General features: G+C 41.2%; 21 protein-coding genes. 6 read left to right on the forward strand and 15 right to left on the reverse strand.

Annotated features, from left to right (window positions below):
• Positions 1-23: 23 nt before the first annotated feature.
• Both V7L31_RS30035 and V7L31_RS30040 read right to left on the reverse strand, forming a co-directional pair.
• Positions 24-578 (reverse strand): hypothetical protein, encoded by a 555-nt coding sequence (locus V7L31_RS30035; protein WP_334699610.1) that lies wholly within the window; start codon positions 576-578, stop codon positions 24-26.
• Between the two features lie 12 nt (positions 579-590).
• Positions 591-1448 (reverse strand): hypothetical protein, encoded by an 858-nt coding sequence (locus tag V7L31_RS30040; RefSeq protein WP_334699611.1) that lies wholly within the window; start codon positions 1446-1448, stop codon positions 591-593.
• Positions 1449-1726: 278 nt separating this feature from the next.
• Between V7L31_RS30040 and V7L31_RS30045 the strand changes: the two genes are divergently transcribed.
• Positions 1727-2353 carry a Uma2 family endonuclease gene (locus V7L31_RS30045; protein ID WP_334699612.1) on the forward strand — a complete coding sequence of 209 codons (627 nt, stop codon included), beginning with the start codon at positions 1727-1729 and terminating at the stop codon, positions 2351-2353.
• Positions 2354-2364: 11 nt separating this feature from the next.
• Here V7L31_RS30045 and V7L31_RS30050 read toward each other — a convergent pair whose 3' ends face one another.
• From V7L31_RS30050 to V7L31_RS30065, 4 genes are all read right to left on the reverse strand, one after another.
• On the reverse strand, positions 2365-3288 hold the full coding sequence (locus V7L31_RS30050; RefSeq protein WP_334699613.1) for a tetratricopeptide repeat protein: 924 nt from the start codon (positions 3286-3288) through the stop codon (positions 2365-2367).
• Between the two features lie 170 nt (positions 3289-3458).
• On the reverse strand, positions 3459-3794 hold the full coding sequence (gene petJ / locus V7L31_RS30055; RefSeq protein ID WP_334699614.1) for a cytochrome c6 PetJ: 336 nt from the start codon (positions 3792-3794) through the stop codon (positions 3459-3461).
• A gap of 556 nt (positions 3795-4350) precedes the next feature.
• On the reverse strand, positions 4351-4845 hold the full coding sequence (locus tag V7L31_RS30060) for a GNAT family N-acetyltransferase (RefSeq protein WP_334699615.1): 495 nt from the start codon (positions 4843-4845) through the stop codon (positions 4351-4353).
• A 162-nt stretch (positions 4846-5007) separates the two neighbouring features.
• Positions 5008-6180, reverse strand: a complete 1173-nt coding sequence (locus V7L31_RS30065) for an RpoD/SigA family RNA polymerase sigma factor (protein WP_334699636.1) — start codon at positions 6178-6180, stop codon at positions 5008-5010.
• A gap of 805 nt (positions 6181-6985) precedes the next feature.
• Between V7L31_RS30065 and priA the strand changes: the two genes are divergently transcribed.
• A complete protein-coding gene (gene priA / locus V7L31_RS30070) occupies positions 6986-9577 on the forward strand; it encodes a primosomal protein N' (RefSeq protein ID WP_334699616.1) in 2592 nt (863 codons plus the stop codon).
• Between the two features lie 623 nt (positions 9578-10200).
• A complete protein-coding gene (locus V7L31_RS30075) occupies positions 10201-10521 on the forward strand; it encodes a hypothetical protein (RefSeq protein WP_334699617.1) in 321 nt (106 codons plus the stop codon).
• Between the two features lie 15 nt (positions 10522-10536).
• Here V7L31_RS30075 and V7L31_RS30080 read toward each other — a convergent pair whose 3' ends face one another.
• Positions 10537-12036 carry an ATP-binding protein gene (locus V7L31_RS30080; protein WP_334699618.1) on the reverse strand — a complete coding sequence of 500 codons (1500 nt, stop codon included), beginning with the start codon at positions 12034-12036 and terminating at the stop codon, positions 10537-10539.
• Positions 12033-12716, reverse strand: a complete 684-nt coding sequence (locus V7L31_RS30085; protein WP_334699619.1) for a response regulator transcription factor — start codon at positions 12714-12716, stop codon at positions 12033-12035. The genes V7L31_RS30080 and V7L31_RS30085 overlap by 4 nt, the downstream gene beginning before the upstream one ends.
• A gap of 149 nt (positions 12717-12865) precedes the next feature.
• Between V7L31_RS30085 and V7L31_RS30090 the strand changes: the two genes are divergently transcribed.
• Positions 12866-13516 (forward strand): hypothetical protein, encoded by a 651-nt coding sequence (locus V7L31_RS30090; protein WP_334699620.1) that lies wholly within the window; start codon positions 12866-12868, stop codon positions 13514-13516.
• Between the two features lie 150 nt (positions 13517-13666).
• The gene (locus tag V7L31_RS30095; RefSeq protein ID WP_334699621.1) at positions 13667-14017 is read left to right on the forward strand and encodes a histidine triad nucleotide-binding protein; all 351 of its coding nucleotides are present in this window, start codon (positions 13667-13669) and stop codon (positions 14015-14017) included.
• A 50-nt stretch (positions 14018-14067) separates the two neighbouring features.
• On the opposite strand, the gene V7L31_RS30100 is transcribed toward V7L31_RS30095, so the two are convergent.
• From V7L31_RS30100 to purS, 5 genes are all read right to left on the reverse strand, one after another.
• Positions 14068-14748 carry a RibD family protein gene (locus tag V7L31_RS30100; protein ID WP_334699622.1) on the reverse strand — a complete coding sequence of 227 codons (681 nt, stop codon included), beginning with the start codon at positions 14746-14748 and terminating at the stop codon, positions 14068-14070.
• A 292-nt stretch (positions 14749-15040) separates the two neighbouring features.
• Complete coding sequence (locus tag V7L31_RS30105) at positions 15041-15187, reverse strand: hypothetical protein (protein WP_334699623.1); 147 nt, start codon at positions 15185-15187, stop codon at positions 15041-15043.
• A 17-nt stretch (positions 15188-15204) separates the two neighbouring features.
• On the reverse strand, positions 15205-15390 hold the full coding sequence (locus V7L31_RS30110) for a hypothetical protein (protein WP_334699624.1): 186 nt from the start codon (positions 15388-15390) through the stop codon (positions 15205-15207).
• A 364-nt stretch (positions 15391-15754) separates the two neighbouring features.
• Complete coding sequence (purQ, locus tag V7L31_RS30115; protein WP_334699625.1) at positions 15755-16432, reverse strand: phosphoribosylformylglycinamidine synthase subunit PurQ; 678 nt, start codon at positions 16430-16432, stop codon at positions 15755-15757.
• Positions 16433-16535: 103 nt separating this feature from the next.
• On the reverse strand, positions 16536-16814 hold the full coding sequence (gene purS / locus V7L31_RS30120; RefSeq protein ID WP_334699626.1) for a phosphoribosylformylglycinamidine synthase subunit PurS: 279 nt from the start codon (positions 16812-16814) through the stop codon (positions 16536-16538).
• Positions 16815-16958: 144 nt separating this feature from the next.
• On the opposite strand from purS, the gene V7L31_RS30125 reads away from it, so the two are divergent.
• Positions 16959-17363, forward strand: coding sequence for a Fur family transcriptional regulator (locus V7L31_RS30125; RefSeq protein ID WP_334699627.1), 405 nt, complete (start codon positions 16959-16961; stop codon positions 17361-17363).
• A 264-nt stretch (positions 17364-17627) separates the two neighbouring features.
• Here V7L31_RS30125 and V7L31_RS30130 read toward each other — a convergent pair whose 3' ends face one another.
• A complete protein-coding gene (locus V7L31_RS30130; protein WP_334699628.1) occupies positions 17628-18197 on the reverse strand; it encodes a Uma2 family endonuclease in 570 nt (189 codons plus the stop codon).
• A gap of 212 nt (positions 18198-18409) precedes the next feature.
• Positions 18410-22885 (reverse strand): pentapeptide repeat-containing protein, encoded by a 4476-nt coding sequence (locus V7L31_RS30135; RefSeq protein WP_334699629.1) that lies wholly within the window; start codon positions 22883-22885, stop codon positions 18410-18412.
• Positions 22886-23151: the final 266 nt, after the last annotated feature.

The following is a 23151-nucleotide window of genomic DNA, read 5'->3' on the forward strand; positions in this document are numbered from 1 at the left end:
ATTTTTCTATATAGTTGCTCTAATCAACGATTTTTACTCGTAACTCTAATTAGAAAACGCAGAGCTTCATTTACTGCTTCTGAATTGGGAAACATTTCTGCAACATCAGGTTCTAAAAAAACCGTCAATTTTTCAATATTCTTAAAATTATATTCACCATTTATCACATTAGTTTCTGCCAACCCCTGATTTGATTGAGGTTTATTCTTTATTATGGTTGTTTGGTAAAATGTAGCATTTAATTTATTAACTAGTGATTCCCAACTACTAACTTTCAGATTAAAGTGAGCCTTTGCATTCCGTAATGTTTTAAACTGTTGCTTCAGAATATCAACAGTATAAGTATGCTTTTGATATACGTTTTTCTCTGCATTTAGGTCTGACTCAACCATATCAACTACTTCATTAATAAGTTGGTCATGATTTTCGGCAATTTGAGCCGCAGCCCCTAAAATCCGAGAAGTTGCTGTTATCTGTACATCTGTCTCTTGTTTAAGGCGATCGGCAATACTGCGAATTTGATCTCCCAGCCTCGCTTTACCTTGTTTTTGCGTGGTTGGTAGTGATTTATTGCTCATGAATATGCTTGTTTATTCAGAAAGGATATCTTTAATTGCTAGCCAGATGCGTTTAAACTTTTGTACTAAACCTATAGGATTGTTAGTTGTTTCTTCTTCTACCGAATCAACTAGAGATTGAATCCGATCCATACGCTCTGCTACAAGGTAAAGACTATTTACTGCTTCATCTTTACTTGCTAAAGAGTCACGCAATAGCACAACCATCTGGGCAATTTCTCGTTTTAGCTTTTCATTCTCAGCTTTTCGGCGAGTTTCCCATCCCTTAATACTAGCTTTGGAACGACGCTCATGTTTGAGTTCTGCTTTGGCCTCATTATATAAAGTTAAATACATTTCTCGTTCAGAGTTAGCTGCATCATATTTGGTAAGGAATTCAGTTGCTCTCGCTTTTTCTTCGTTGTAGAGACAGAGCGTTTGTTGATGACTTTTTTGCTCATCAATATAGAAACGATAATTTTGAGTTACTTGCTCTTTGAGTTCATTAGCTTCGAGTTGGCAAGTTTGAATTTCTCGCTGGTGAACATGAACTAGCTGGGATATTTTCGCTTTTTCTTCGTTGTATAGACAGAGCGTCTTTTGATGATTTTCTTGCTCATCAATATAGAAGCGATAATTTTGAGTAACTTTCTCTTTTAGCTCATTAGTTTCGATTTGGTAAGTTTGAATCTCTTGCTTTACATGAACCAGTTGAAATGTAGCTTCCTCATTTTCTTTTGCACGTTGTTCCCATTCATCGCGTTGGGCACGAACAGTCATCAATAGCTGTTGAAGCTCACGAGGAGGAGTTGGTTCCTTCTGTCGTGAGTGAGGATTATTAACATTGTTGTCATAATTAGAATCTCTGCGATCGCCTCTCCTCATTGCCATAATTTAAGTTCCTATATGAGTATTTGTTATACTTAAGTATAAATATTTAGTTTAGCCGAGATGAACTTATTGAAGTGTGATCTCGGTTCTAATGGTAATATGATCTGACCTCTATCCTAAAAGTAGAGAGACTTTGAGGCTTACTTTCCTTGTAGGGAAAGGGCTGTGGGTTAGGTTTGTATTGAACTATACTGAGAAGCGCTAAATGTAACAATTACGAATTACGTTAGCATTGAGAAAAATAGACGCTTCACAAACACAATAGAAGACAATAATTTATGATTCAAGCCTTACGCAAACTAGTTACATTTGATGAATTCGTTGCTAAATATCCTGACAACACAGGAAAACGTTATGAATTGCATGATGGAGTAATTGTAGAGATGACGCAACCTACAGGCGACCATGAAGAGGTAGTTGGATTTTTAGCTTTTGAAGTTACTAGAGAATGTATTCGTTTAAATCTCCCCTACTTCATACCTAAAACAGTATTAGTCAAACCGCCTGAAAATGAATCTGCTTACTCACCAGATGTGCTGATATTAAATCGCCCCAATTTGGTAAACGAACCTTTGTGGAAAAAAGAATCTACTGTAAGCCAAGCAGAATCAATACCCTTAGTAATTGAGGTAGTGAGTAGCAATTGGCGTGATGATTATTTAAAAAAAGCTGCTGACTATGAGGCTGTAGGCATCGCAGAATACTGGATTGTAGATTATGCTGCTTTAGGCGGTAGGCGATTTATTGGCAACCCTAAACAACCAACTGTCTCGCTTTACACCTTAATTGAGGGAGAATATCAAGTCAGCCAGTTTCGAGGTAGCGATCGCATTATCTCACCTCTTTTCCCAGAGTTAAACTTAACCGCCGAACAGATTTTTCAAGCTGGTGGATACCCTATATAGTACTGAAAGTCTTATAAAAGAGCGATTTCAGTTGCAAAGGAAATTTGTTGTCGCAGATTCTTCAGTAAATCTAGAGTTTTTTCGTAGGCAACTCTCTTTCCTTGGTTTTCAAAGTACTCAGATGCTTTTTGTAAATCAGTGATCGCAGCTAAATGATATCCTAAGCGATACTGGGCTACTCCCCGATTAACATAAGCCTGGGCATTACTGGGGTTAAGTCTGATGACTTGAGAAAAATCACGTACTGCACCAAAGTCATCTCCGTTTCGTCCGCAAGCACAAGCTCGGTTAAAGTACGCTCTATAATCGTTAGCATTGAGGCGAATTGCTAAACTAAAGTCGAGCATCGCAGCTTGGGTATCTTGCAAGACAAAATGCGCTAAACCTCTGTCATTATAGATATCTGCAAGCAATAAGCTACTGATTCGAGGAATTTGAGTTAGGGCTAAATTAAAGTCAAGAATTGCCTCCGAGTCTTTCCCATCGCCAGCACGGGCTAACCCTCGGTTGTAGTAAGCTCGAAAATCGTAGGGTTTAAGTGCGATCGCTCGGTTATGATCGACAATGGCAGCAGCATAATCCCCTTGTCTGTAGAATGCTACTCCCCGGTTTAGATAAGCCTCAGAGTTATCTGGTGCAAAATTTATGGCTTGCGTACAATCTGCGATCGCTTGATGGTAATCTTGTAATTGGAGATAAGCAAGACAGCGATCGCTATAAGCCACAGCCAAATCTTTCTCTAGTGCAATCGCCTGGTTGAAATTCTCTATTGCTTCCTGATAATCACCGTGTTGCATCTTATCTACACCCAACTCTAAGAAATCACCTGCTGTAATTTGGGTAATTAAAATGGGTGCAGAATTTGCAGGTAAAGTCAAGAAAATGAGAGGTAAAGCAATAATTATACTGAAAAATAATCGCCAGAAATCACTCATAATACCAAATTAGGATAGATAGTATTGTTTGATATTTTTGGAACAGTCTTTTTGTAAAGACTCTTTAATCCAAAATTGGTATAAGCATCCTATTTGATCATTTCAGTGGCAACAAAATTAGCGGGACAAAAAGCCCCGCAAATTGTTAATTTTTGAAGTTAGATTTTAGTCTACTTCCACCCCTTATCTGCTTGGGAAAGCACATAAGCAGCTACATTTTCAATTTGTTCAGGCTTCAAGCGTTTGCCGAAAGCAGGCATAGCATTTTTACCGTTTGTAACTTGGGTAATAATTGCCTCTGCTGAGTACAAACCATACTTTTCCAAAGCTTCCTTCTTCAAGTTTTTGGCAGCTTGAACCAGATTCTTTCCTCCCGCATGACAAGAGGCACAATTGGCACTAAATACTTTAGCTCCACTAGCAGCATCTCCCGCCAAAGCTGGACTAGTGAAGGCAAAGGTGAAGATTGCTATGCCTAACAGCATGACTGTAATCATTTTTTTCATTTCGTGTTCCCTCTGCAATAACGGCTTATTTGGTGCAATATCCTCCATAATTGTGAGTTGAGCCGCTACCATAGTCAAACGACAAGCTGTCAAACTTTGCTTTATTAAATAAAATTTTTAGTTTTTGAATCTTTGAGGTTTTTTAGATTTAGGGTTGTTAGTCAGCAATAATATCTGACGAGAATATACTTATTGACGAAACACTACATCTAGACTATGGCAATCTTAAATTATTCGTAATTTATGTAAATTTGAGTATCCTATTAAAAAATCATCAAAATTTAAGGATGAAATATTCAAGATGAAAATTTTCCTGCTTCATCTTTTATCGAACAGAATTTAGGAGTCAGGAGTCAGAATTCAGCAATGTTTTCTGTATGACAGGCGGATAGCGTAGCGTAAAGCCTTCTCTACGAGAGGCTGCGCCAACGGCATGGTAACTCTTAGAGAGGTACGCCAACGCTTAGAGCGAGTCCGCGTACTCTTACAGAGAAGCAAGCTACGTGCAGCGTCTCTCTCGTAGAGAGCGTCTTGATTCTGACTCCTGAATTCTTCTTCAATTAATCGCTCCTAAGTGAATCAGCGCATCTTCTGTAACGCGACAAATTCGCCAATCATCTAATATAGATGCTCCCATACTACGGTAAAATGCTTGGGCTGACTCGTTCCAATCCAAGACACTCCACTCTAATCGGCCACAATCGCGTTCTACAGCTATCTGAGCTACTTTAGTCAGGAGAGCCTTACCAATACCTTGCCTGCGATATTCTGGTAAAACAAATAAATCTTCCAGATAAATTCCTGGCTTAGTCAGAAATGTTGAATAATTATGAAAAAACAGCGCAAAACCAACCGCTTGACCCGCAGATTCCGCTAATATTGCCTCTACATATCTCCGTGAACCAAATAAATGCTCCTGAAGTGCTAGAGCATTGCCAGTAACAGCGTGAGATAATTTTTCATACTCTGCAAGTCCTTCAATTAATTTAAACAGTACGCTGTAATCGGCTGGTTCGGCAAAACGCACAATCAAATTGCTACCCGAAGTCATTAGTCTATAGTCCATAGTTGATAGTCCATAGTCTATAGTTAACTGGGCAATTTTTTTGAGTATTGACTAAACAAGAGCCGAAAAAAGCTACAAAACACCTGATTTTTGCGAATTGCAAAACTAATTAGGTTAGGTATTGCATCTCTATCTTGAGTAATGTAATTAAATCAACCAACCTTTTAAACGTTTAGCTATGTGAGGACGGCGCAATTTCCGCATGGCTTTGCTTTGAATTTGACGCACTCGCTCACGAGAAAGATTGAACATATTGCCAACTTCTTCTAAAGTGCAGGGTTCGCTGGTTGTCAAACCATAGCGCAGAGAAATCACATCTTTTTCTCGTGGAGTTAACACGTCACCCAAGACTTCCCAAATCTCCTGACGCATCATGTTTTCATTCATTTTTGCTTCTGGAGACAAGTTGTCTTCATCTTCTAGCAAATCCATCAATTCTGTGTCTTCTTCTTTACCGACACGATGGTTGAGAGAAAGTGCTTGTCGCCGTAATTGTTGTAGCTGGCGTAGTTGTTGTACGCTCATTTCCAAAGCTTCTGCCATTTCAGCTTCGGTGGGATTACGAGAAAGTTTTTGTTTGAGTTCCCGTTGGGCTTTTTTCAGCTTGTTAAGCTTTTCAACAATATGTATAGGTAGCCGAATTGTCCGTGCATCGTTAGCTATAGCTCTGGTAATTGCTTGTCTAATCCACCAATAAGCGTAAGTCGAAAACTTATATCCTTTATCGGGATCAAACTTTTCGGTAGCACGATTTAAACCCATTGCTCCTTCCTGAATTAAATCCAGAAAAGGCACTCCCCGATTTAGATATCGCTTGGCAATAGATACTACCAATCTTAAGTTTGAGCGAATCATTTTGCGTTTCGCTACTCTGCCTTGATACAAGCGACTTTCTAATTGCTTTTCCGTCATTTCTAGCTCGGAAGCTACTTCTAGTTTGCTGGCTTCACGTTCTAGTTTTAACTCTAAAGCCGCTTGTATTTCTCTAACTTCTTCTAGAAATCTGACTCGCCGTGCTAACTCTACTTCTTCATCAGCTTTTAACAGCGGATAACGCGCCATTTCTTTAAAAAATGCGCCAACAGCATCATCATGTTCGGTTTTGTTGTATCCCGAAGGACGAGCCGCCGCCATTTCATCTCCATCGCGTTCATCTGATTCCTGATTTTCTACTACAATTGGAGATTCTTCTTCTGCTACTGCGTTTAAACTATCGAGTGATGGTTCTTCAATATCAGCAGCATTCTCCAGTATTTCCATTTTTCCTAATTCAACAATATTCATATTTTCCTTTAGGGATTGTTGCTTTATTTGGTACAGAATTTAGTTACACCTACTCTTTTGAGGCTTGGTAGTTTTCCCTAATGGACGATGCACCCCTTTGGATAGCGAAATACAGGCTGATGCTAATTTATCTACAGAAATAAAAATCGGCATCTACTTAGCACATATAGGTTACAGTTATATACAACCTATAGCGAAACTTACCTTAGCACCCAAAAAAACTTTTTTCTCGGATTCCCAACAGATATATTCTTCATTTTTTTCTGAATTATCAAATATGTCAAATCCCCCTCAAACTTTCTCAACCTTAACAAATATAAAAATCTCAGTTAATCATCCAATTTTCTTAAACTTTCATATATTTTTCTAAATATTTTTAATATCTTAAGTGCTAAATGTCACTAGATAAAATAAAAACCTACTACTTGATTTATGTATTACCAATTTGATTTAAAGATGCTTACATGATACAAATTATAGGAATAGCAGCTTAATTTTGGTACAATCTTACTTTGTATAAAAGCATCTCATAAGCAGACAGAGTTGAATATCTACCGATAGGCGGAAAAAGGCTACTCCATATTTAGTCGATAGAGCAACTGTTGCAGCAATAGCCGACATGGTTTTATTTGTATAGTGGGTACCAAATATTTATTGCACGTATAGTTGATACGAATTTGTCTAGTAGATTACATAAGAGGAAAATTATCAAGTATTATGAAGAATAACAGTATTGAGAAATACCATTTAAATTTAAGAAAAAGAAAAATCAGAGTTTAGTTAGCGAGGTTGATTTTAACCAGCTATGTGAGGAAAGTATTTAATTATAAAATCAGAAAGTATGTATATTAAGGACATAAATTTATCTGCTTTAGTGGTGAGTGAACCGAGTGAATCATACAAGTCAGGTGAAACTGTTAATCGGTGGGTTGAAGTATTGGTAGACTGTCCAGGAGCCTCAACGGAATTAGAGAAAGGGGAAAAACTGTATACGTATCGATTACCTGCCAAGTTAGAAGTAAAACCAGGGGATATTTTGAGTGTGCCATTTGGGGCACAACAGGTGGGAGGAGTAGCTATTCGTTTCCTGGCAAAACCCCCAGCAGATTTAGCACCGGAAAAAATCCGGGAAGTAGAAGATGTGATTCAGAAGGATTTCATCGGAGATAATTACTTTATTTTGTTGGAACGGGTATCGCAGTATTACTACACACAACTGATTCAGGTAATACGTATGGCGTTGCCACCTGGATTATTGGGGCGATCGCAGCATCGCATTCGGCTCAAGCGAGAAAACATTCCCAATGGTGCAATAGAATTCCTTGGTTCAAAAGCAGCTCGTCAAATTCTCCAAATTCTGCAATCTCAAGTTGATGGGGACTACAGCTTCAAATTCCTCAAGCGCCAAGTTCAAGGATTTGATAGGGGAAAAAAGCAATTACTCGAACGCAATTGGGCAGAAAGTTATGTGGAATTACTTAGATATTCTCAACCCCAGACAAAACCAGTAGTCACGTTAGTTGCCGATGGATCTTACATTGATTTAAATAAGCGTCAACGGGAAATTTTAAAAGTGCTACGCGATTGTGGTGGCGAGTTGTGGCTAAATGAGTTCCTACAGATTTGTAAGACAACTACTTCTACCCTAAAAGGGTTAGAACAAAAGGGCTGTATTGTCATCGAAGAACGGGAAGTATTGCGAAGGGAACAAGGCCCAGTATTAGCTAAAGATCAACCAAAGTCATTAAATGCAGCTCAAGCTAGCGCCTTAGCGACAATCCAGACACTAAATGGATTTGCTCAAGTTTTATTGCATGGGGTGACAGGTTCAGGAAAAACTGAAGTATATTTGCAAGCGATCGCACCTCTCCTTAATCAAGGTAAATCTGCCCTGGTTTTAGTGCCAGAAATTGGACTAACACCGCAGCTAACCGATCGTTTTCGCGCCCGTTTTGGTAATAAAGTCAGCGTCTATCACAGCGCCCTCTCAGATGGTGAACGTTACGATACTTGGCGGCTTATGCTCACCGGAGAACCGCAAGTTGTCATTGGGACTCGCAGCGCCGTTTTCGCCCCTTTACCAAACTTGGGTTTAATTATTTTAGATGAAGAACACGACAGCAGCTTTAAACAAGATTCCCCCATACCTACCTACCACGCCCGCACCGTTGCCCAGTGGCGAGCCGAATTAGAAAATTGCCCCTTGGTATTGGGTTCCGCTACGCCTTCGTTGGAGAGTTGGGTAAGTATGCAGGGGGCAGGGGGCAGGGGGCAGGGGGCAGGGGAGGCAGGGGGGGCAGGGGGAGAATTCATAACTCCTAACTCCTCACTCCTAACTCCTAACTCTTCTCATTATTTAAGTTTGCCTGAGCGCATCAACTCTCGCCCTTTACCGCCGGTGGAAATCGTCGATATGCGGCAAGAGTTACAGCAGGGAAATCGTTCTATATTTAGTAGATCGCTGCAAACAGCTTTGCAAGAGTTGCAAGAAAGAAAACAACAGGGAATTTTATTTATCCATCGCCGGGGACACAGTACTTTTGTCTCTTGTCGCAGTTGTGGATATGTTTTGGAATGTCCGCACTGTGATGTGTCGCTGGCGTATCACCACACCGAAGAAAAAGCGCCGGAATTATTGCGGTGTCATTATTGTAACTATGCGCGATCGCACCCCAAATTTTGCCCTGATTGTAGTTCCCCTTACCTGAAATTTTTCGGTAGCGGTACTCAACGGGTAACGCAAGAATTAGCGCGACAGTTTCCAGAGTTGCGCTTGATTCGTTTTGATAGCGATACCACCCGCAACAAAGGCTCACATCGGACTCTACTCACCCAGTTTGCTAACGGCGAAGCAGATTTGTTAGTCGGTACGCAAATGCTCACCAAGGGTTTGGATTTACCACAGGTGACACTTGTGGGCGTTGTCGCCGCCGATGGATTGCTAAATTTATCAGATTATCGTGCCAGCGAACGAGCGTTTCAAACCTTGACTCAAGTCGCTGGACGTGCTGGGAGAGGCGAAGATCCGGGTAGAGTGATTGTGCAGACTTATACTACAGAGCATCAGGTAATTGCAGCAGTGCGATCGCACGATTACCAGTCTTTCTCTCAAGCGGAATTAGAACAACGCCAAGCACTTAATTATCCCCCTTATGGGCGGTTAATTTTGCTGCGTTTAAGTAGTCTCGACCCGATTCAGGTGCAAAATACGGCGCAAATTATTGCTACAACCTTGAGTACAGAAGAAGAATTTGAAATATTAGGCCCAGCACCAGCCAGTATTTTACGAGTAGCTAATCGTTATCGCTGGCAGATATTGATTAAATTTGACCCCGATGCCTTACCAAAGTTGCCAGATTGGGAAGAAGTGCGATCGCTTTGTCCTTCGTCTGTGAGTTTAACTATTGATGTAGACCCAATTAATATTATGTAAGCGGTCTATCTAGACATAATCTTCCCTGAGATAGATGAAGTGAATTGCAGTATTATCTATCAACAAGAAAAAGCTAAACTTTTTGCTTAATTAATACAAATCAAACATAAATCAAACGCTTGCAAATACTCTATTTCAAACATCTGTTTGTTATTCTGTTACTTATAAGACCAATTAGAGCAAGCTGTAAAAGCTTTTTGGCTAGAGGTTACACAGCGATCAAATCAATCCAGGTTTTGAAGTGGATATTTTATTAAGCAATTTAATGCTGCGGTCAAGGTATCTAAAACCAGATCGCACCCAACAGCCTATTTTCATCACAACAATCAAGCACTTAATGAATAGCAGGCATACTTGCCCTGGATGTTCAACTATTTTACTCCGCCATATAAGTATGAGAGGGCTTTATTGGCGTTGTAGTTGTTGCCGTCAGGAGATGCCAGTTTTTGAAGAAGAATTCAGAATCAAGGTTTGTTAAACCCAGTTATATATTCGCCAGTCGTACAAAATTACAGCACTTTCAAGTAGCTGTAATTCTGACTCCTAAATTCTGTTTTATAAACAAGACTAGGAAAATCAGAAGTAAATCCTAAGATTTTTCTTTTTAATTAGGTTGCTAAAAAATGTCGCACACATTAATCAATTTAACATTGCCAATCGTCATTCAAGAAATTGATCATGTCTTGAATGAGTATCCTGAACATCCTTATCAATTAGCCTTTTCAGTTCATGAATTGCGGCAAAAGCTAATTGCCCATATTTTAAGTCATGTCCCTAATCGCTATGTAGTCGAAGGGGTAGAGGAATCATTTAGACACCCTAAAGTTTACAACTCTTCTCCTTTAAAGGAGCGGCTACATTTGGAAACGGTCGTTCACGGAAGTATTCTGCATATCCTACGTGAAAATGCTGATTGGCTGAGTCGCCATGCTCCTGAATTCTAACTTCTGAATTCTCCTTCAAAACTTCACCGGTAAAGTCAGGGTGAATGCTGTTTGACCTAAAGGTGTTGAGTCAAGGGTGAGATCGCCACGATGGGCGCGGGCAATTTCGCGGGATAGGCTGAGTCCTAGTCCGATTCCTTCTATTTTGCGGTTGCGTGAGGGATCGCCGCGATAGAAGCGGTCAAAAATGCGATCGCAATCGCTCGCGGGAATATCTTGGGATGCATTGACAATGGTTACATTGAGGGTTGCTGGAGTTTGATAAGTGCGAATTTTGATCCAACCGTTTGGAAGATTATATTTGATGGCATTACTGAACAGGTTTTGCAAAACTTGAATTAAAAGATCGCGATCGCCTTGTACCCGCAGTCCATCAGTGAAATCAGTTTGCACAGTCAACTGGGGAGCTAGCATTTCCACATCTTCTAGCATCTCCATGAGCAACTCAGACATATCCACTTCAACCAGATACAAGCTCATTTTTCCTGCATCTGCCAGCGATAGCAACAAAAGTTTCCGCATAATTCCACTCAGGCGGCGCACCTCATCCAACAGGTTGCTTAAGCGCTGTTGCACTTCACTACCAGAATCAACCTGCTGTAGTGTTCGTTCAAGTTCGCCTTGTAAAATAGTTAGTGGGGTTTTCAGTTCATGAGCCGCATCACCACTAAATCGGGAAGCTTGAGTAAAACTGCGTTCCAAGCGTTCCAACATCAAGTTAAACACCTGAATCAGTTCGACAAATTCCACATCAGTTGTTCCAATGGGAATTCGCTGATCTAACCCTTTGACAGTCACCTGTTGAATTACGCCCGTTAATTGACGGATAGGACGCAAAGCACCACCAGAAACTAACCATGCTCCCACTGCAACTAGCAACAGCGCTCCCGGAATTGAAACTAGAAAGATATTGCGAATCGTAGCCATCTCTTGATCGACGGCTTGTAAGCTAACAGCAATGGCAATCTGAGCATTGGGAAATTTAGTGGCTCCAATCCGCCAGACTGCTTTTGTCGTCTGTTGAGTGACAAGTTGAGGTGGACGTGGACGAATCGGCGGCGGCGGATCGAAGGGTGGATTTGTATTGGGGGATAAAGGCGGTGGTTCTCTCTTTGGGGGTGGTGGTAGAGGTGTCAACTGGAGACGCGCCAGCAACAGACGATTCACCTCAAGATCGGCAGGTAAGGAGTTTGATTGATAAAGTATATTGCCGTTTGAATCAATCACCAGAACGGCGACGGGGATTTTTGTGTTGGTTCCAAAAGTATAAGATAATGAATCTTTGTAAGATTGGCGATCGCCTGATTGGAAAAAACTTCCGGGAACTGGAGGTTCCTGTCGTTGAGGCGAGTTCGGAGTTACCCGCAGCAATTGATTTAATAGTTCTGCATCCAGGCGACTAATCTTAGCATTGTAAATCTGCAACCAAGAAATTGCACCAAATCCGACTAATGTGCTTCCAGCTAGAGCCGCAGACAACAGAGCAAGGCGGAGTCGAAAAGAATCAAGTTTCATGAGGAAGAATCTGGCTTGCGAAATCGGTATCCAACCCCTCGAATGCTTTCAATCCAGACTGCTTCATCAATGGGGTCAATTTTTTTACGAATTCGCTGAATACAAACATCCACAACGTTGGTGTTAGGGTTAAAGTCGTACCCCCAAACGTGTTCTAGAATTTGGGTACGAGTGAAAACCCTTCCGGGAGAGCGCATTAAATATTCTAGAAGATTAAATTCGCGGCTGGTGAGTTCTATCGCCTGATGATTGCAAGTAACTTCTCTGGTGATGCGATCGAGTTTAATCGGCCCAACGCCAAGTACATTCTGGCGATCGCTCACACTCCGACGCATAACGGCATGAATTCTAGCTACTAACTCTTCCACAAAAAACGGTTTAGCGATATAGTCATCGGCTCCCAAATTTAGTCCTTGCAAGCGATCGTCTAGTTCATTCCGAGCCGTCAACAGAATTACTGGAGTATTCCGACCTTGCCGCCGCAATAGTTTTAGAATCGATAGTCCATCTTTTCCCGGCATCATAATGTCGAGTAAAATCACATCATAAGCGTTATCTAATGCCCGCAGATATCCTTCATCACCGTTATCGCAGTAATCTACAACAAATCCCTGCTCCTTCAGCCCAGCCCGGACAAAGTTAGCAATTTTCGCTTCATCTTCGACAAATAGAACATTCACAAGTATTTATGAGTTCACATATTATTCCATTTTAAATTCATTATTTTCTGTTTAAATTACAAAACTGTAATTTATAAAATAGACAAGCTGTAATTTTGAGGTGGCTCAATTATAAATATGAACACCCTACCTTTTGAAGGTTGATTTTTATGAATATTCGTCGATTTCTAGTAGTGACAGCAATTCCTGTTTTAGTTGGCACATTTGGTTTTATTTCACTCAATCAAGCAAATGCTGCTAATAAATTCGATCAAATAGCACAGGCACAACAACCACCCAACCAACCATCAAACGAACAGCCGCGTCCACCCAGACCTGATTTTGCTGCCGCAGCCACCAAGTTAGGAGTCACAGAAGCACAGTTGAAAGCTGCCTTAGGAGTTCCTGCCAATCCTCCAAATCCAGGCGATCGCAATCAGCGTCCACCCAGACCAGATTTGAAAGCCGCAGCCACCAAGTTAGGAGTTACAGAAGCACAGTTGAAAGCTGCCTTAGGAGTTCCTGCCAATCCTCCGAATCCAGGCGATCGCAATCAGCGTCCACCCAGACCAGATTTGAAAGCCGCAGCCACCAAGTTAGGAGTTACAGAAGCACAGTTAAAGGCTGCCTTGGGAGTTCCTGCCAATCCTCCAAATCCAGGCGATCGCAATCAGCGTCCACCTAGACCAGATTTGAAAGCCGCAGCCACCAAGTTAGGAGTTACAGAACAACAGTTGATTGATGCACTAGGTATTCCACCTCATCCTCCTGGCGATGGTGTACCTTCTCCCCAAGAAAATCGCCCTACTCAACCAAAATAGCTGAACATTCTCTAGATTAAGGAGAAAATAAAATTATTCATCAATCGTAGTAATAGCTAGCTTCTCTTAAATGGAGAAGCTAGTTTTTATCTCACTACATTTAATGGTGTCTAATTATAAAATCTCTAAGAGATAAGTAGGTAAATTGACATGAGTGAGACTACAGAAACGATCTTCAGCAAAATCATTAGTCGGGAAATTCCGGCTGATATTGTTTATGAGGATAATTTAGCCCTGGCATTCAAAGACATTCATCCCCAAGCGCCGACTCATATCTTGGTCATTCCCAAAAAACCCCTGGCTGCGCTAGCTGATGCTGAATCTGAGGATCATGCTCTGTTGGGTCATCTTTTGTTAACCGTCAAACGTGTTGCAGAAGAAGCGGGACTGAAAAATGGTTATCGAGTTGTCATCAACACTGGTGATGACGGTGGTCAAACAGTCCATCATTTACATTTACATATTTTAGGAGGACGGCAGTTGGATTGGCCCCCTGGCTAATTAAAACCAAATGAATTGCGTCTCTAGACGCAATTCATCAGTGAAAGAAATCACTTAAGTGTGCGGTAGTGTAAAAACAACTCACTTCCAACCTGACGAGTTTCAACGAGTTGAAGATGAGGAGCAGCACTAGGAATAAAACCCTCTCCCTCCACTGGGCTAGGGGCGTCCTTTCCTCCATAAATGACTGGCCAAATGGTTAACCACCAATCGTCAATTCGTCCTGCCTGCAATAGAGCAGCTGTTAAAGAGCCGCCTCCCAAAGCAACAACTTTATGAATACCTCGCTCTGCCATCAAGGTATAGGCTCGATCCCAGTCTAGGTTTGTATCTCCCAAATCAATTAATTCAGCCAGTTTGTGCAGGATTGTTGTATCAGAATTGCGCTCTAAACCAGTCCGTGTAGTGAATATCCATCGCTCAATGTCCTGACTCAAAAAAGCCAAGTCCGGCGATAGGTCTAGGGAACCTGAGACAACACAGGTAATCGGCTGAGGAGACTGACCCCGAACCTCACGTGCTGCCAACAACTCAGGATTGCGAATTGAAAAAGTTCCTCCCTCAGCCCGAATAGTCCCTGCTCCTACCAGAACTAAATCGGCAAGAGAAACTTGATACTCCAAGTGTGCTTGATCGGCTGCATCGGATTCGCGAGGCGCTTTCGGATCTACGGCACTAATTTTTCCATCGGCCGTCATCGCAAGAACCACAGTTGTTTGGATAGCTGACATGATTACCTTTTAACGATTCTTTCTAATATTACCTTTTTGAATTCTTTGCTATGAATAGACTTCTTGCAGCAGTTGGGTAAGGATAAAGGGTTTGTATTTTACAGCTATTGTCAGGTAAATAGACCAGGCGGTAGGGGCACAGCATTGCTCATTGGTGTCAACTTAACGTGAAACCGCTCGTCCGCCGGAAATTGAAATTCCCGTCTCATAGCTAAAGTCATCTTTCAGATGACTAAATATCGCCAAAAATCTCCAGTCTACTTCAGTAGACTTCAGCTATTAGCCCGAAAATTTATTTCCGGGCAGGCATGGAAGCAAACAGATAAGCTATTTCCATTAAGTTGACACCTATGAGCATTGCTGTGCCCCTACGACTGTTGTACTGTAGTTGAATGGCAAGCTGAAGCGATCGCTTAGTTATAAATTTTCTCACCCACATACTAGCGATGGAACTAATTAGTATTCAGTAGTTTTACTGCTGCCAATGAATTTCACAATATCCGATATATTCATGCCACGCATCCACCTTTCCTGCTTGTTTGCGTGCAGTTTCATACCTGGAGAATGCACAAATGCGATCGCCTGATTACAGAAAACTTTCTCGTTTGGATGCAATACACAATAGGGCACAGCATTGCTCATTGGTGTCAACTTAAGCTGAAACTCCTCTAAAACCTCGTTTCCAGCCGGAGGCTGGAAATGCTACTCCTAGTGGCTCTGCCGCCAGTAACAGAGGCGGAGCCTCAAAGACGAGCATTCCCAGTCTTCGACTGGGAACGAGGCAATCTAAAAGCTAGTTCTAGACTTGCTTTCAGTTAAGTTGACACCAATGAGCATTGCTGTGCCCCTACAAATGGTCTGTATTCTATGCAATTAAGAACCCCTATATTTTATCTGTTCAACCGCGTGAGGTAAATAAATGATAAATCGCCGTCTGTAGAAGAATGTTCATCTATCTTTCAGACAGCGATCGCTCTTTAACCCAATTTATTGCCTGAGATTTCCTCTACGCTAGTGCCGCTACCTTCTCTAGCAAGCCTTGAAACAACCTCAAGCCATCACTACCCCCCAGCATTGCGTCTGATGCCCTTTCTGGGTGCGGCATCATCCCCAACACATTGCCCCGGCGATCGCAAATTCCGGCGATGTTGTTCAATGAACCGTTGGGATTTTCGCCTTCATAGCGAAACAAGACTTGTCCGTTATCTTCAATTTCTGCGAGAGTAGCTGCATCAGCGTAGAATCGCCCTTCTCCGTGGGCTATGGGCAAAGTGATAACTTCACCAGTGCTATAAGCTTGTGTCCATGAGAGATTAGTACGCTCAACTTTCAAAGGGACGCGATCGCAAATAAAATGTAAATCCCGATTTCTGGTTAACACCCCCGGCAAAAGTCCGACTTCGGTTAATACCTGAAAACCATTACAAATACCGAGGACAAACTTACCTTTTTGGGCGTGTTCTACAACTTGCTGCATTACGGGTGAAAAACGCGCGATCGCACCGCAGCGTAAATAATCACCGTAACTAAAACCACCAGGGATAATCACGACATCCAAATCAGCAATGTCTGTTTCTTGATGCCAAACCATGCGAGTTGGTTGCCCCAGTAAATCTCTGGTTACATAAGCAACATCGCGATCGCAATTAGAACCGGGAAAAACAACAACACCGAATTTAGTCATTAGTCATTAGTCATTAGTCATTGGTCATTAGTCATTGGGAGGGAGGATGAGGGAAAAGCGCTCAATCCCCAATCCCCAGTCCCCAGTCCCCAGTCTCCAATCCCTAAAATACCCCAGTTTGAGTTTCGACCTCAATTAATTCAAAGCGGTAATTTTCAATTACGGGATTTGATAGCATTTGGTCACAAATGGTATCAAGGTCTTTACGCGCTTTTTTCTCATCAGTTGAGGTGATGGTGAGTTCAATGTACTTGCCAATCCGCACCTGGTCAACGTTCTCGTATCCCAGTTGCTTAAGACCGGATTGTACAGCGACACCAGCGGGGTCTAAAACTGAAGGACGAAGGGTCACGAAAATTTTGGCTAGATACTTGGTTTGCACGGGCTTTTTTTGAATCCTGCGATCGCTATACTATAACTTTATGCTCTAACTGAGTGAAAATAAGATTACGAAGCGGTTAAAGTTAATTGAGCGATTAGCCCATCTAACAGCTTCAACTACAGTGGCATATTTAAATAATTGTCTATGAGAGCCATACGCACCCGCAGTCAAGAGCGTATTTTCAACCTACTGAAAACCATCAAAAAAGGCATTTCCGCCCAAGATATTTACGTAGAACTACGTAATACAAATCAGAGTATGGGTTTAGCAACAGTTTACCGTTCTCTAGAAGCTTTAAAACTAGAAGGCATGGTACAAGTGCGGAATTTGGCTAACGGTGAAGCCCTCTATAGCCTAGCGCAGCAAGATAAACACCACCTTACTTGCTTGCAATGCGGTGTCTCAATTCCGATTCATCAATGCCCTGTTCATGACTTAGAAGACCAGTTAGAAACCAGCCATAAGTTTAAAGTTTTTTACCACACCCTAGAGTTTTTTGGGTTGTGCAGTCAATGCCAAGTAAATCAAGCTCCTGAAATTGGTCAGTAGTCATACCAATTTTATGAGATGAATAACCCTCTTTTGTCACTCTCCGAAAACATTTGCCATTTCTGGATTCTAGAGCTTTTGTATAGCAAGCGATCGCGCGATTCTTTTCTAATAACAAATACAAGACCAATTTTTTTCTAATAGTATAGCTTGTATTGATTGCCTCATCAGGCTTCTAGCGATCGCCCTCCCGGAGAGTGACAGAAGAGGGATAAAGCGTTTTTTACTTCTGAATTCTGAATTCTGCTGTAATAAATGCTTTTTTTAAATAAAACTCAACCAACTAAATACATCTGCAACTGTTAATTGCCAATTTTCTAAAACATTTAAAACGGGTAAAATATCTTGCTTTTCTTTTAATTCTGGTAATTTATTTGGTTCAAAAATCATGATTGACTCATCTGCCGAATCGAGCAACCAACCTAGCTTTGCTCCATTTTGAATAGAAAATGTAATTTTGCTGATAACTCGGTTAGGCGATTGTTCTGGCGAGAGAATTTCAATTATCCAATCTGGAGGAATTTCAAATTTATTTGTAATTTTTCCATTAGGAAGCAATGGAATTCTTTGCCATTCAAAAACTGCAATATCTGGTACTATTGAACGACCTTCAAATGTACAGCGTAATTCAGGAAAGGCATAAGCTAATTTTTGTAGTTTTGCAACTTGATTTATGGCAGAAGCTAATTCAATTTGTAAAGTACTGTGTTCTCCTTGTGGCATAGGTTTTTGGTATATTTTTCCGTTAAAATACTCGCTTGCTGGTTTTGTCTCTGGTAGTTTTAAGAACTCTTCTACACTTGTTACTGTGGTTGGCTGAATAGATAATGTCATAATTTACAACTTATCAAAACTTGATTATTTGATCGCGAAAATAATTAGACAAGTAGTGCATAGGCGTAGCCCGTTGTAGGCATCGCGCGAACTTACCGTTAGTTTGAGCGATGCAGTTGAACAATTATTACTCAATGAAACTGAAGTAGGTTGTTGAGGTTTTGTTACTGGGGTAAATCAACTTTCTTTTACAAGTCTTCAGGTTAAAATTATTAAGCTTCATTTTCTATAGCACCTAATGCTTTGAGAGTTGCTTTTTTAGATTCGTTTAAACCTCTAACGCCTGTAATGTTCATATCTTCGTAAGGTCTTTTTGATCTCAGTGTTCTTATGCAATTACCTGTGCTAGTCTCCCAAAGCATTATTGTGCCATCACAACTACAACTAGCAAGCATTTTACTATCCAGACTAAAAGCAACTGAACGAATCCAAAGAGAATGACCTTGTAAAATTTTTAGGCATTTACCACTGTTGATATCCCAAAGTATTACAGTTTGGTCGTCTGCACCACTCGCTAGGGTTTTACCATCTGGACTAAAAGCAACTGCGGATACTGATTTGGTGTGGCCTTGTAAAGTTTTCCATAATTCACCCGTTAAGGTACACCATAATCCAACGCTTTCATTAAGAGTACCACTAGCTAAAAGTTTACCATCTAAACTGAAAGCAATTGAGCGTGTCCAAGGGCCTCTTCCTATTTCTAATGTTTTAAGACATTGGCTTGTATAGATATTCCATAGCTTTATCTCTCCGCCATAATTGCTAACAGCTAATGTCTCACCATCGGGACTGAAAGCAACTGAGCGTGTTGAGTGATTATCTTCAAAAATTTTCCAGCATTCTCCTAGTTTTATATCCCATAATCTTACACTTCCCTCACCACTAGCACTTGCAAGTATCTGGCCATTTGGAGAGAAAACGATTGATTGTACCCAATCACTGTGTCCCCGCAAAACGTTCAAGCATTCTCCTGTGCGGAAATTCCATAATCTCACTGTTGTATCAGCACTACCGCTAGCAAGTATTTCACCATCTCTATCAAGAGCAACTGATTGCACCCAATTGGTGTGACCTTGTAGAATTTTTACAGATTTACCAGTGCCAACATTCCATAATTTGACTGTTGTCTCATCATCTGCACTAACAATCATTTCACTATTTAAACTAAAAACGACAGAGTTTACCCAAATGCTGTGTCCTTGTAAAACTTTTTGGCATTCACCTGTAGCAACACTCCAAAATCTTACTGTCTTGTCATAGCTACCGCTAACAAGAGTATCTCCATCTGGACTAAAAGCAATTGAACGTACTGAATTGAAGTGTCCCTTTAATGTTTTGAGACATTCACCTGTTTCTATATCCCAAAATCTGATATTTTGGTCGCCGCTACTAGCAATTGTCTTACTATCGGGGCTAAAAGCAACTACCAATGATGAGATATTATGTACTAATGATGAGATATTATCGCCTTGCAAGGTTAACTTACATTGACCTGTGCTTACGTTCCATAATCTTACAGTTTCATCATAACTACCACTTGCAAGCATCTTACCATCTGGACTAAAAATAACTGATTTTACAGAATTTCTATGTCCTTCTAAAGTTTTTAAGCATTGGCTAGTTTGGATATCCCATAATTTTATCGTGTAATCAGAACCACTATTAGCTAACATCTCACCATCTGGACTGAATGCAATTGAGTATACTGAATTAGTATGGCCCTGCAAAATCTGCAAGCATTTACCAGTTTGAATATCCCATAATCTCACTGTATTATCAGAACTGCCACTAGCAAGAATCTTACCTTTAGGACAGAAAGCAACTGAATTTACAGAATTATTGTGTCCTTGTAAAATTGTTAAGCATCTACCAGTGCGGGTATCCCATAGCCTAATAGTCCTATCGTGACTACTGCTAGCAACTTTATTACTATCGTGACTAAAGTCAACCGAAAGTATTGCGTTAGTATGTCCACTAAAAGTCAAAATCTCTTCGCCAGTAGCAACTTTCCATACACGAACAATGCCTTCACCATCACCAGTAACTACAAATTGACTATCAAAACTATACGCAACTGAGAAAATTGCACCAAATAGTTTAGTAAAAATGCTGTCAACCAAATTTGCTTGTGCAAAATTAACATCACGCAAGCTAGCGTCAGTAAAATCAGCACCTTTAAGCACAGCACCGCTTAAATCTCTTCCATTCAAAGCAAATTTATTTACTTTTACCAAGACTGTTGCAGCATTCCCCCCGACATAACCGACTTCATCCTCACTTTTTCCCCGTGTCCCCTCAATAATCTTGATAACCGACTCCTTAGCCTCAATATCAACCATCCCCATCAACAAATCCATCACCGCTTTCGTTAAAGGTGCTTTACCAAAAGTTACCCTCAATTTTTCTAACGATTCACTTATAAATCTTTTTAATGCTGGAGTTGGCAGAATCTCCCCAGCCGTATTTAGCTGACGACTGAAATAAGCAGACCAACTATAATCAACAGGTGCAGCATCATGATTTATCTGGAATCGCACTCGCGCTAAATCCGTAAAATCATCCGCTAATACTCCCAACTCTGCTGCAAATTTATACGCTACAAAAAACTCTAACAAAGACCTATGCGCTGGAGTATAATCACCATCAGCGTTGCGGATGAGCATTGTTTGCCCCATCATGTCGTAATGCCAGTGGTCTAAATCCTTCTCTTCTTGCACTACTGAACCAAATAACCGCCGAATTCTGTCTGGGAAAAGCCGATAATTGAGGCTCATTTCGTCTGTAGACAGCATTTCCCAAGAAAGTTCGCACAAAAAGTATAACTTTTCTGCCAAAGAAGTAAAGGTGCGATCGCTCTTAATATCCCGTTCCATTTTCCGCCGCACCGCATACAAATAAACCCGCGACATATCCACAGGTTTACCCGCCTCAATATCTGGCAAAGCTTCCAAAATTAACTCTGTCATCACCGGACGACGGGCTAAATCCAATAATTGTGGATTTCCCATCACTTGTTCAACCGTTGCAGTTTCCGTTTGGTGCGACAACGCCAGCCGAATTTGGTCGTCGTTAAATTTCTCCAGTTCCAGCACTTCAAACTGTGGTGTTTCCCCTGTCAGTTGCTTGGTAGATGCTTGTAACTCGGCATTGAGTAAAGCGCGTCCTTCCTTAGCGTCGGGAAAATGTTCGGTGCGACAAGTTAAAACAACCTTGGCACCAGGAACTACCACTTTCGCCAGTTCCCAAAAGTTATTAATCATCTGCTGACGGTCAACTTTTGCTGCCATTTCGTCAAAACCATCGAAAATTAGCAGCAATTTACCCATACCGTTTAACTGGTCAAATACTTCGCTAGTTAAACGGATATTATGTTGTGTAAAAAAGAACCCTGCCAAAACATTCTCAACATTTATTGCTTTGGCAAAATCTCGCAGTGTAATTACCAAAGGCAAACGGGGACGCTCAACACCGCGCTTTTGAGCATCTCGGTAACGTTGCAATGCCACCCAAGCATAATGGAAGGAAAACCAAGTTTTGCCCGTACCAAATTCTCCTAGTATAGAAATATGCTCTTTGGCGGGATCGTCCAACCACATATCAATATAACCATCAATCCAACCATCGCGATCGCTATAATGACTAATGCCGATACGCTGTTTAGTATCGGGGTCAATTTCCTCTTTTGTACAAGCTAAAGGAACGTATTTTGTATCTATTTGCCGCCGAATGATTTCCGCTTCTAACCAATCGAGATAATCACTAAAATCAGCATCTTGGTCAATGAGTTCGTCAAAAGTATAACAACCTAAGTGGCGGTTTTCTTCCTTTTCTACCTCATTCCGTGCCGCTCGTGCAATCCTCCTTGCCGTTACTAACCAACCTTCATCAGTTCTCTGTTGCTCCACAGAAGAACGCAAAACAGCTACATCCTTGAGTCCAACTTCGCCCTCAATTCCCCTGATTAAAATGCGGTCATATCGGTTACGCCGGGTTGGTACATTAATAATCCACTCAAAATATGAATCACCCCAAACTTCATACTTTTCAAAGCGGTAGCCCAAGGTTTCAAACCAGCCGCGCATTTGTTGAGCTAAAGCTATGGCTCGACATTGATTTTCGGTAGATGTTCCAGCCTCTAGCAGTGCGGGGGAATTTTGTGCCAACCGCGCCATTTCTGTCCGAATACCTTCCAGCGTCGGCAACCTGTCAAGTACTTCTTGGATATTTGCAATGCGTTTTTGCAAAGAGCCTATTTGTTGACTCATAAGTGTATCTGCTGGGTTGCGTGTGCGTTTAGCAACTTCTGCAAACACAATATAAAACGCGGCAATTTCTCTTCTAATGTCAATTCCCAAACTTCTAATGTCATCACCCAACGAGTATGCATCAAGCCAAGCATCAACCTCAGAAAGTAAAATTGAGGGGTTATTATGGTCAAATGCTTTGCGGAAAGCCTGTTTGATTGCTTCTTGGCGAAAAAGTTCTAAAACAGGCTTGGGTTTCCCAACACCGTATTCTACTAGTGAGTATGCATAAACCCCACTAAAATCTGCTGGTGGATGCTCTGGATCGAGGTGAAACTGCTGAAGTAATTTAATTACAGTTTCATTGCGCCGAATTTTTTCCTTAATAAAAGGATTAGCGATCGCAATAATAGCGCTGATAACCTGTTCTGGGTTAATTATCATTAGTCATCAGAAAAATGGGTCTAAAACCCCGTGCTTCACGCAATGCTTTAAAGTAATGAGTAAGGAGTAATGAGTAATGAGTGGATGAAAAATGGGTATTTACTCATTACTTATTACTTATTACTCATTACTTCTTCTTCAAGAGTGCGTACCCTTTGGGAATGCCAAGGGCGAACACGGCGGTGAGGATGTCAATTGTCATTAGTCATTTGTCATTGGAAAGAGAAAAGGAAGAAACTTGTCCCCCTCTCCATTCTCCACATCTA

Source organism: Nostoc sp., from assembly GCF_036916655.1.
Taxonomy (GTDB): domain Bacteria; phylum Cyanobacteriota; class Cyanobacteriia; order Cyanobacteriales; family Nostocaceae; genus Nostoc.

Bases quoted from the DNA above. Each gene is read 5' to 3' on its own strand.
- V7L31_RS30035 (WP_334699610.1), bottom strand. From the start codon at position 578: ATGAGCAATAAATCACTACCAACCACGCAAAAACAAGGTAAAGCGAGG.
- V7L31_RS30040 (WP_334699611.1), bottom strand. From the start codon at position 1,448: ATGGCAATGAGGAGAGGCGATCGCAGAGATTCTAATTATGACAACAAT.
- V7L31_RS30045 (WP_334699612.1), top strand. From the start codon at position 1,727: ATGATTCAAGCCTTACGCAAACTAGTTACATTTGATGAATTCGTTGCT.
- V7L31_RS30050 (WP_334699613.1), bottom strand. From the start codon at position 3,288: ATGAGTGATTTCTGGCGATTATTTTTCAGTATAATTATTGCTTTACCT.
- petJ (WP_334699614.1), bottom strand. From the start codon at position 3,794: ATGAAAAAAATGATTACAGTCATGCTGTTAGGCATAGCAATCTTCACC.
- V7L31_RS30060 (WP_334699615.1), bottom strand. From the start codon at position 4,845: ATGACTTCGGGTAGCAATTTGATTGTGCGTTTTGCCGAACCAGCCGAT.
- priA (WP_334699616.1), top strand. From the start codon at position 6,986: ATGTATATTAAGGACATAAATTTATCTGCTTTAGTGGTGAGTGAACCG.
- V7L31_RS30075 (WP_334699617.1), top strand. From the start codon at position 10,201: ATGTCGCACACATTAATCAATTTAACATTGCCAATCGTCATTCAAGAA.
- V7L31_RS30080 (WP_334699618.1), bottom strand. From the start codon at position 12,036: ATGAAACTTGATTCTTTTCGACTCCGCCTTGCTCTGTTGTCTGCGGCT.
- V7L31_RS30090 (WP_334699620.1), top strand. From the start codon at position 12,866: ATGAATATTCGTCGATTTCTAGTAGTGACAGCAATTCCTGTTTTAGTT.
- V7L31_RS30095 (WP_334699621.1), top strand. From the start codon at position 13,667: ATGAGTGAGACTACAGAAACGATCTTCAGCAAAATCATTAGTCGGGAA.
- V7L31_RS30100 (WP_334699622.1), bottom strand. From the start codon at position 14,748: ATGTCAGCTATCCAAACAACTGTGGTTCTTGCGATGACGGCCGATGGA.
- V7L31_RS30105 (WP_334699623.1), bottom strand. From the start codon at position 15,187: ATGTGGGTGAGAAAATTTATAACTAAGCGATCGCTTCAGCTTGCCATT.
- V7L31_RS30110 (WP_334699624.1), bottom strand. From the start codon at position 15,390: ATGAGCAATGCTGTGCCCTATTGTGTATTGCATCCAAACGAGAAAGTT.
- purQ (WP_334699625.1), bottom strand. From the start codon at position 16,432: ATGACTAAATTCGGTGTTGTTGTTTTTCCCGGTTCTAATTGCGATCGC.
- V7L31_RS30125 (WP_334699627.1), top strand. From the start codon at position 16,959: ATGAGAGCCATACGCACCCGCAGTCAAGAGCGTATTTTCAACCTACTG.
- V7L31_RS30130 (WP_334699628.1), bottom strand. From the start codon at position 18,197: ATGACATTATCTATTCAGCCAACCACAGTAACAAGTGTAGAAGAGTTC.
- V7L31_RS30135 (WP_334699629.1), bottom strand. From the start codon at position 22,885: ATGATAATTAACCCAGAACAGGTTATCAGCGCTATTATTGCGATCGCT.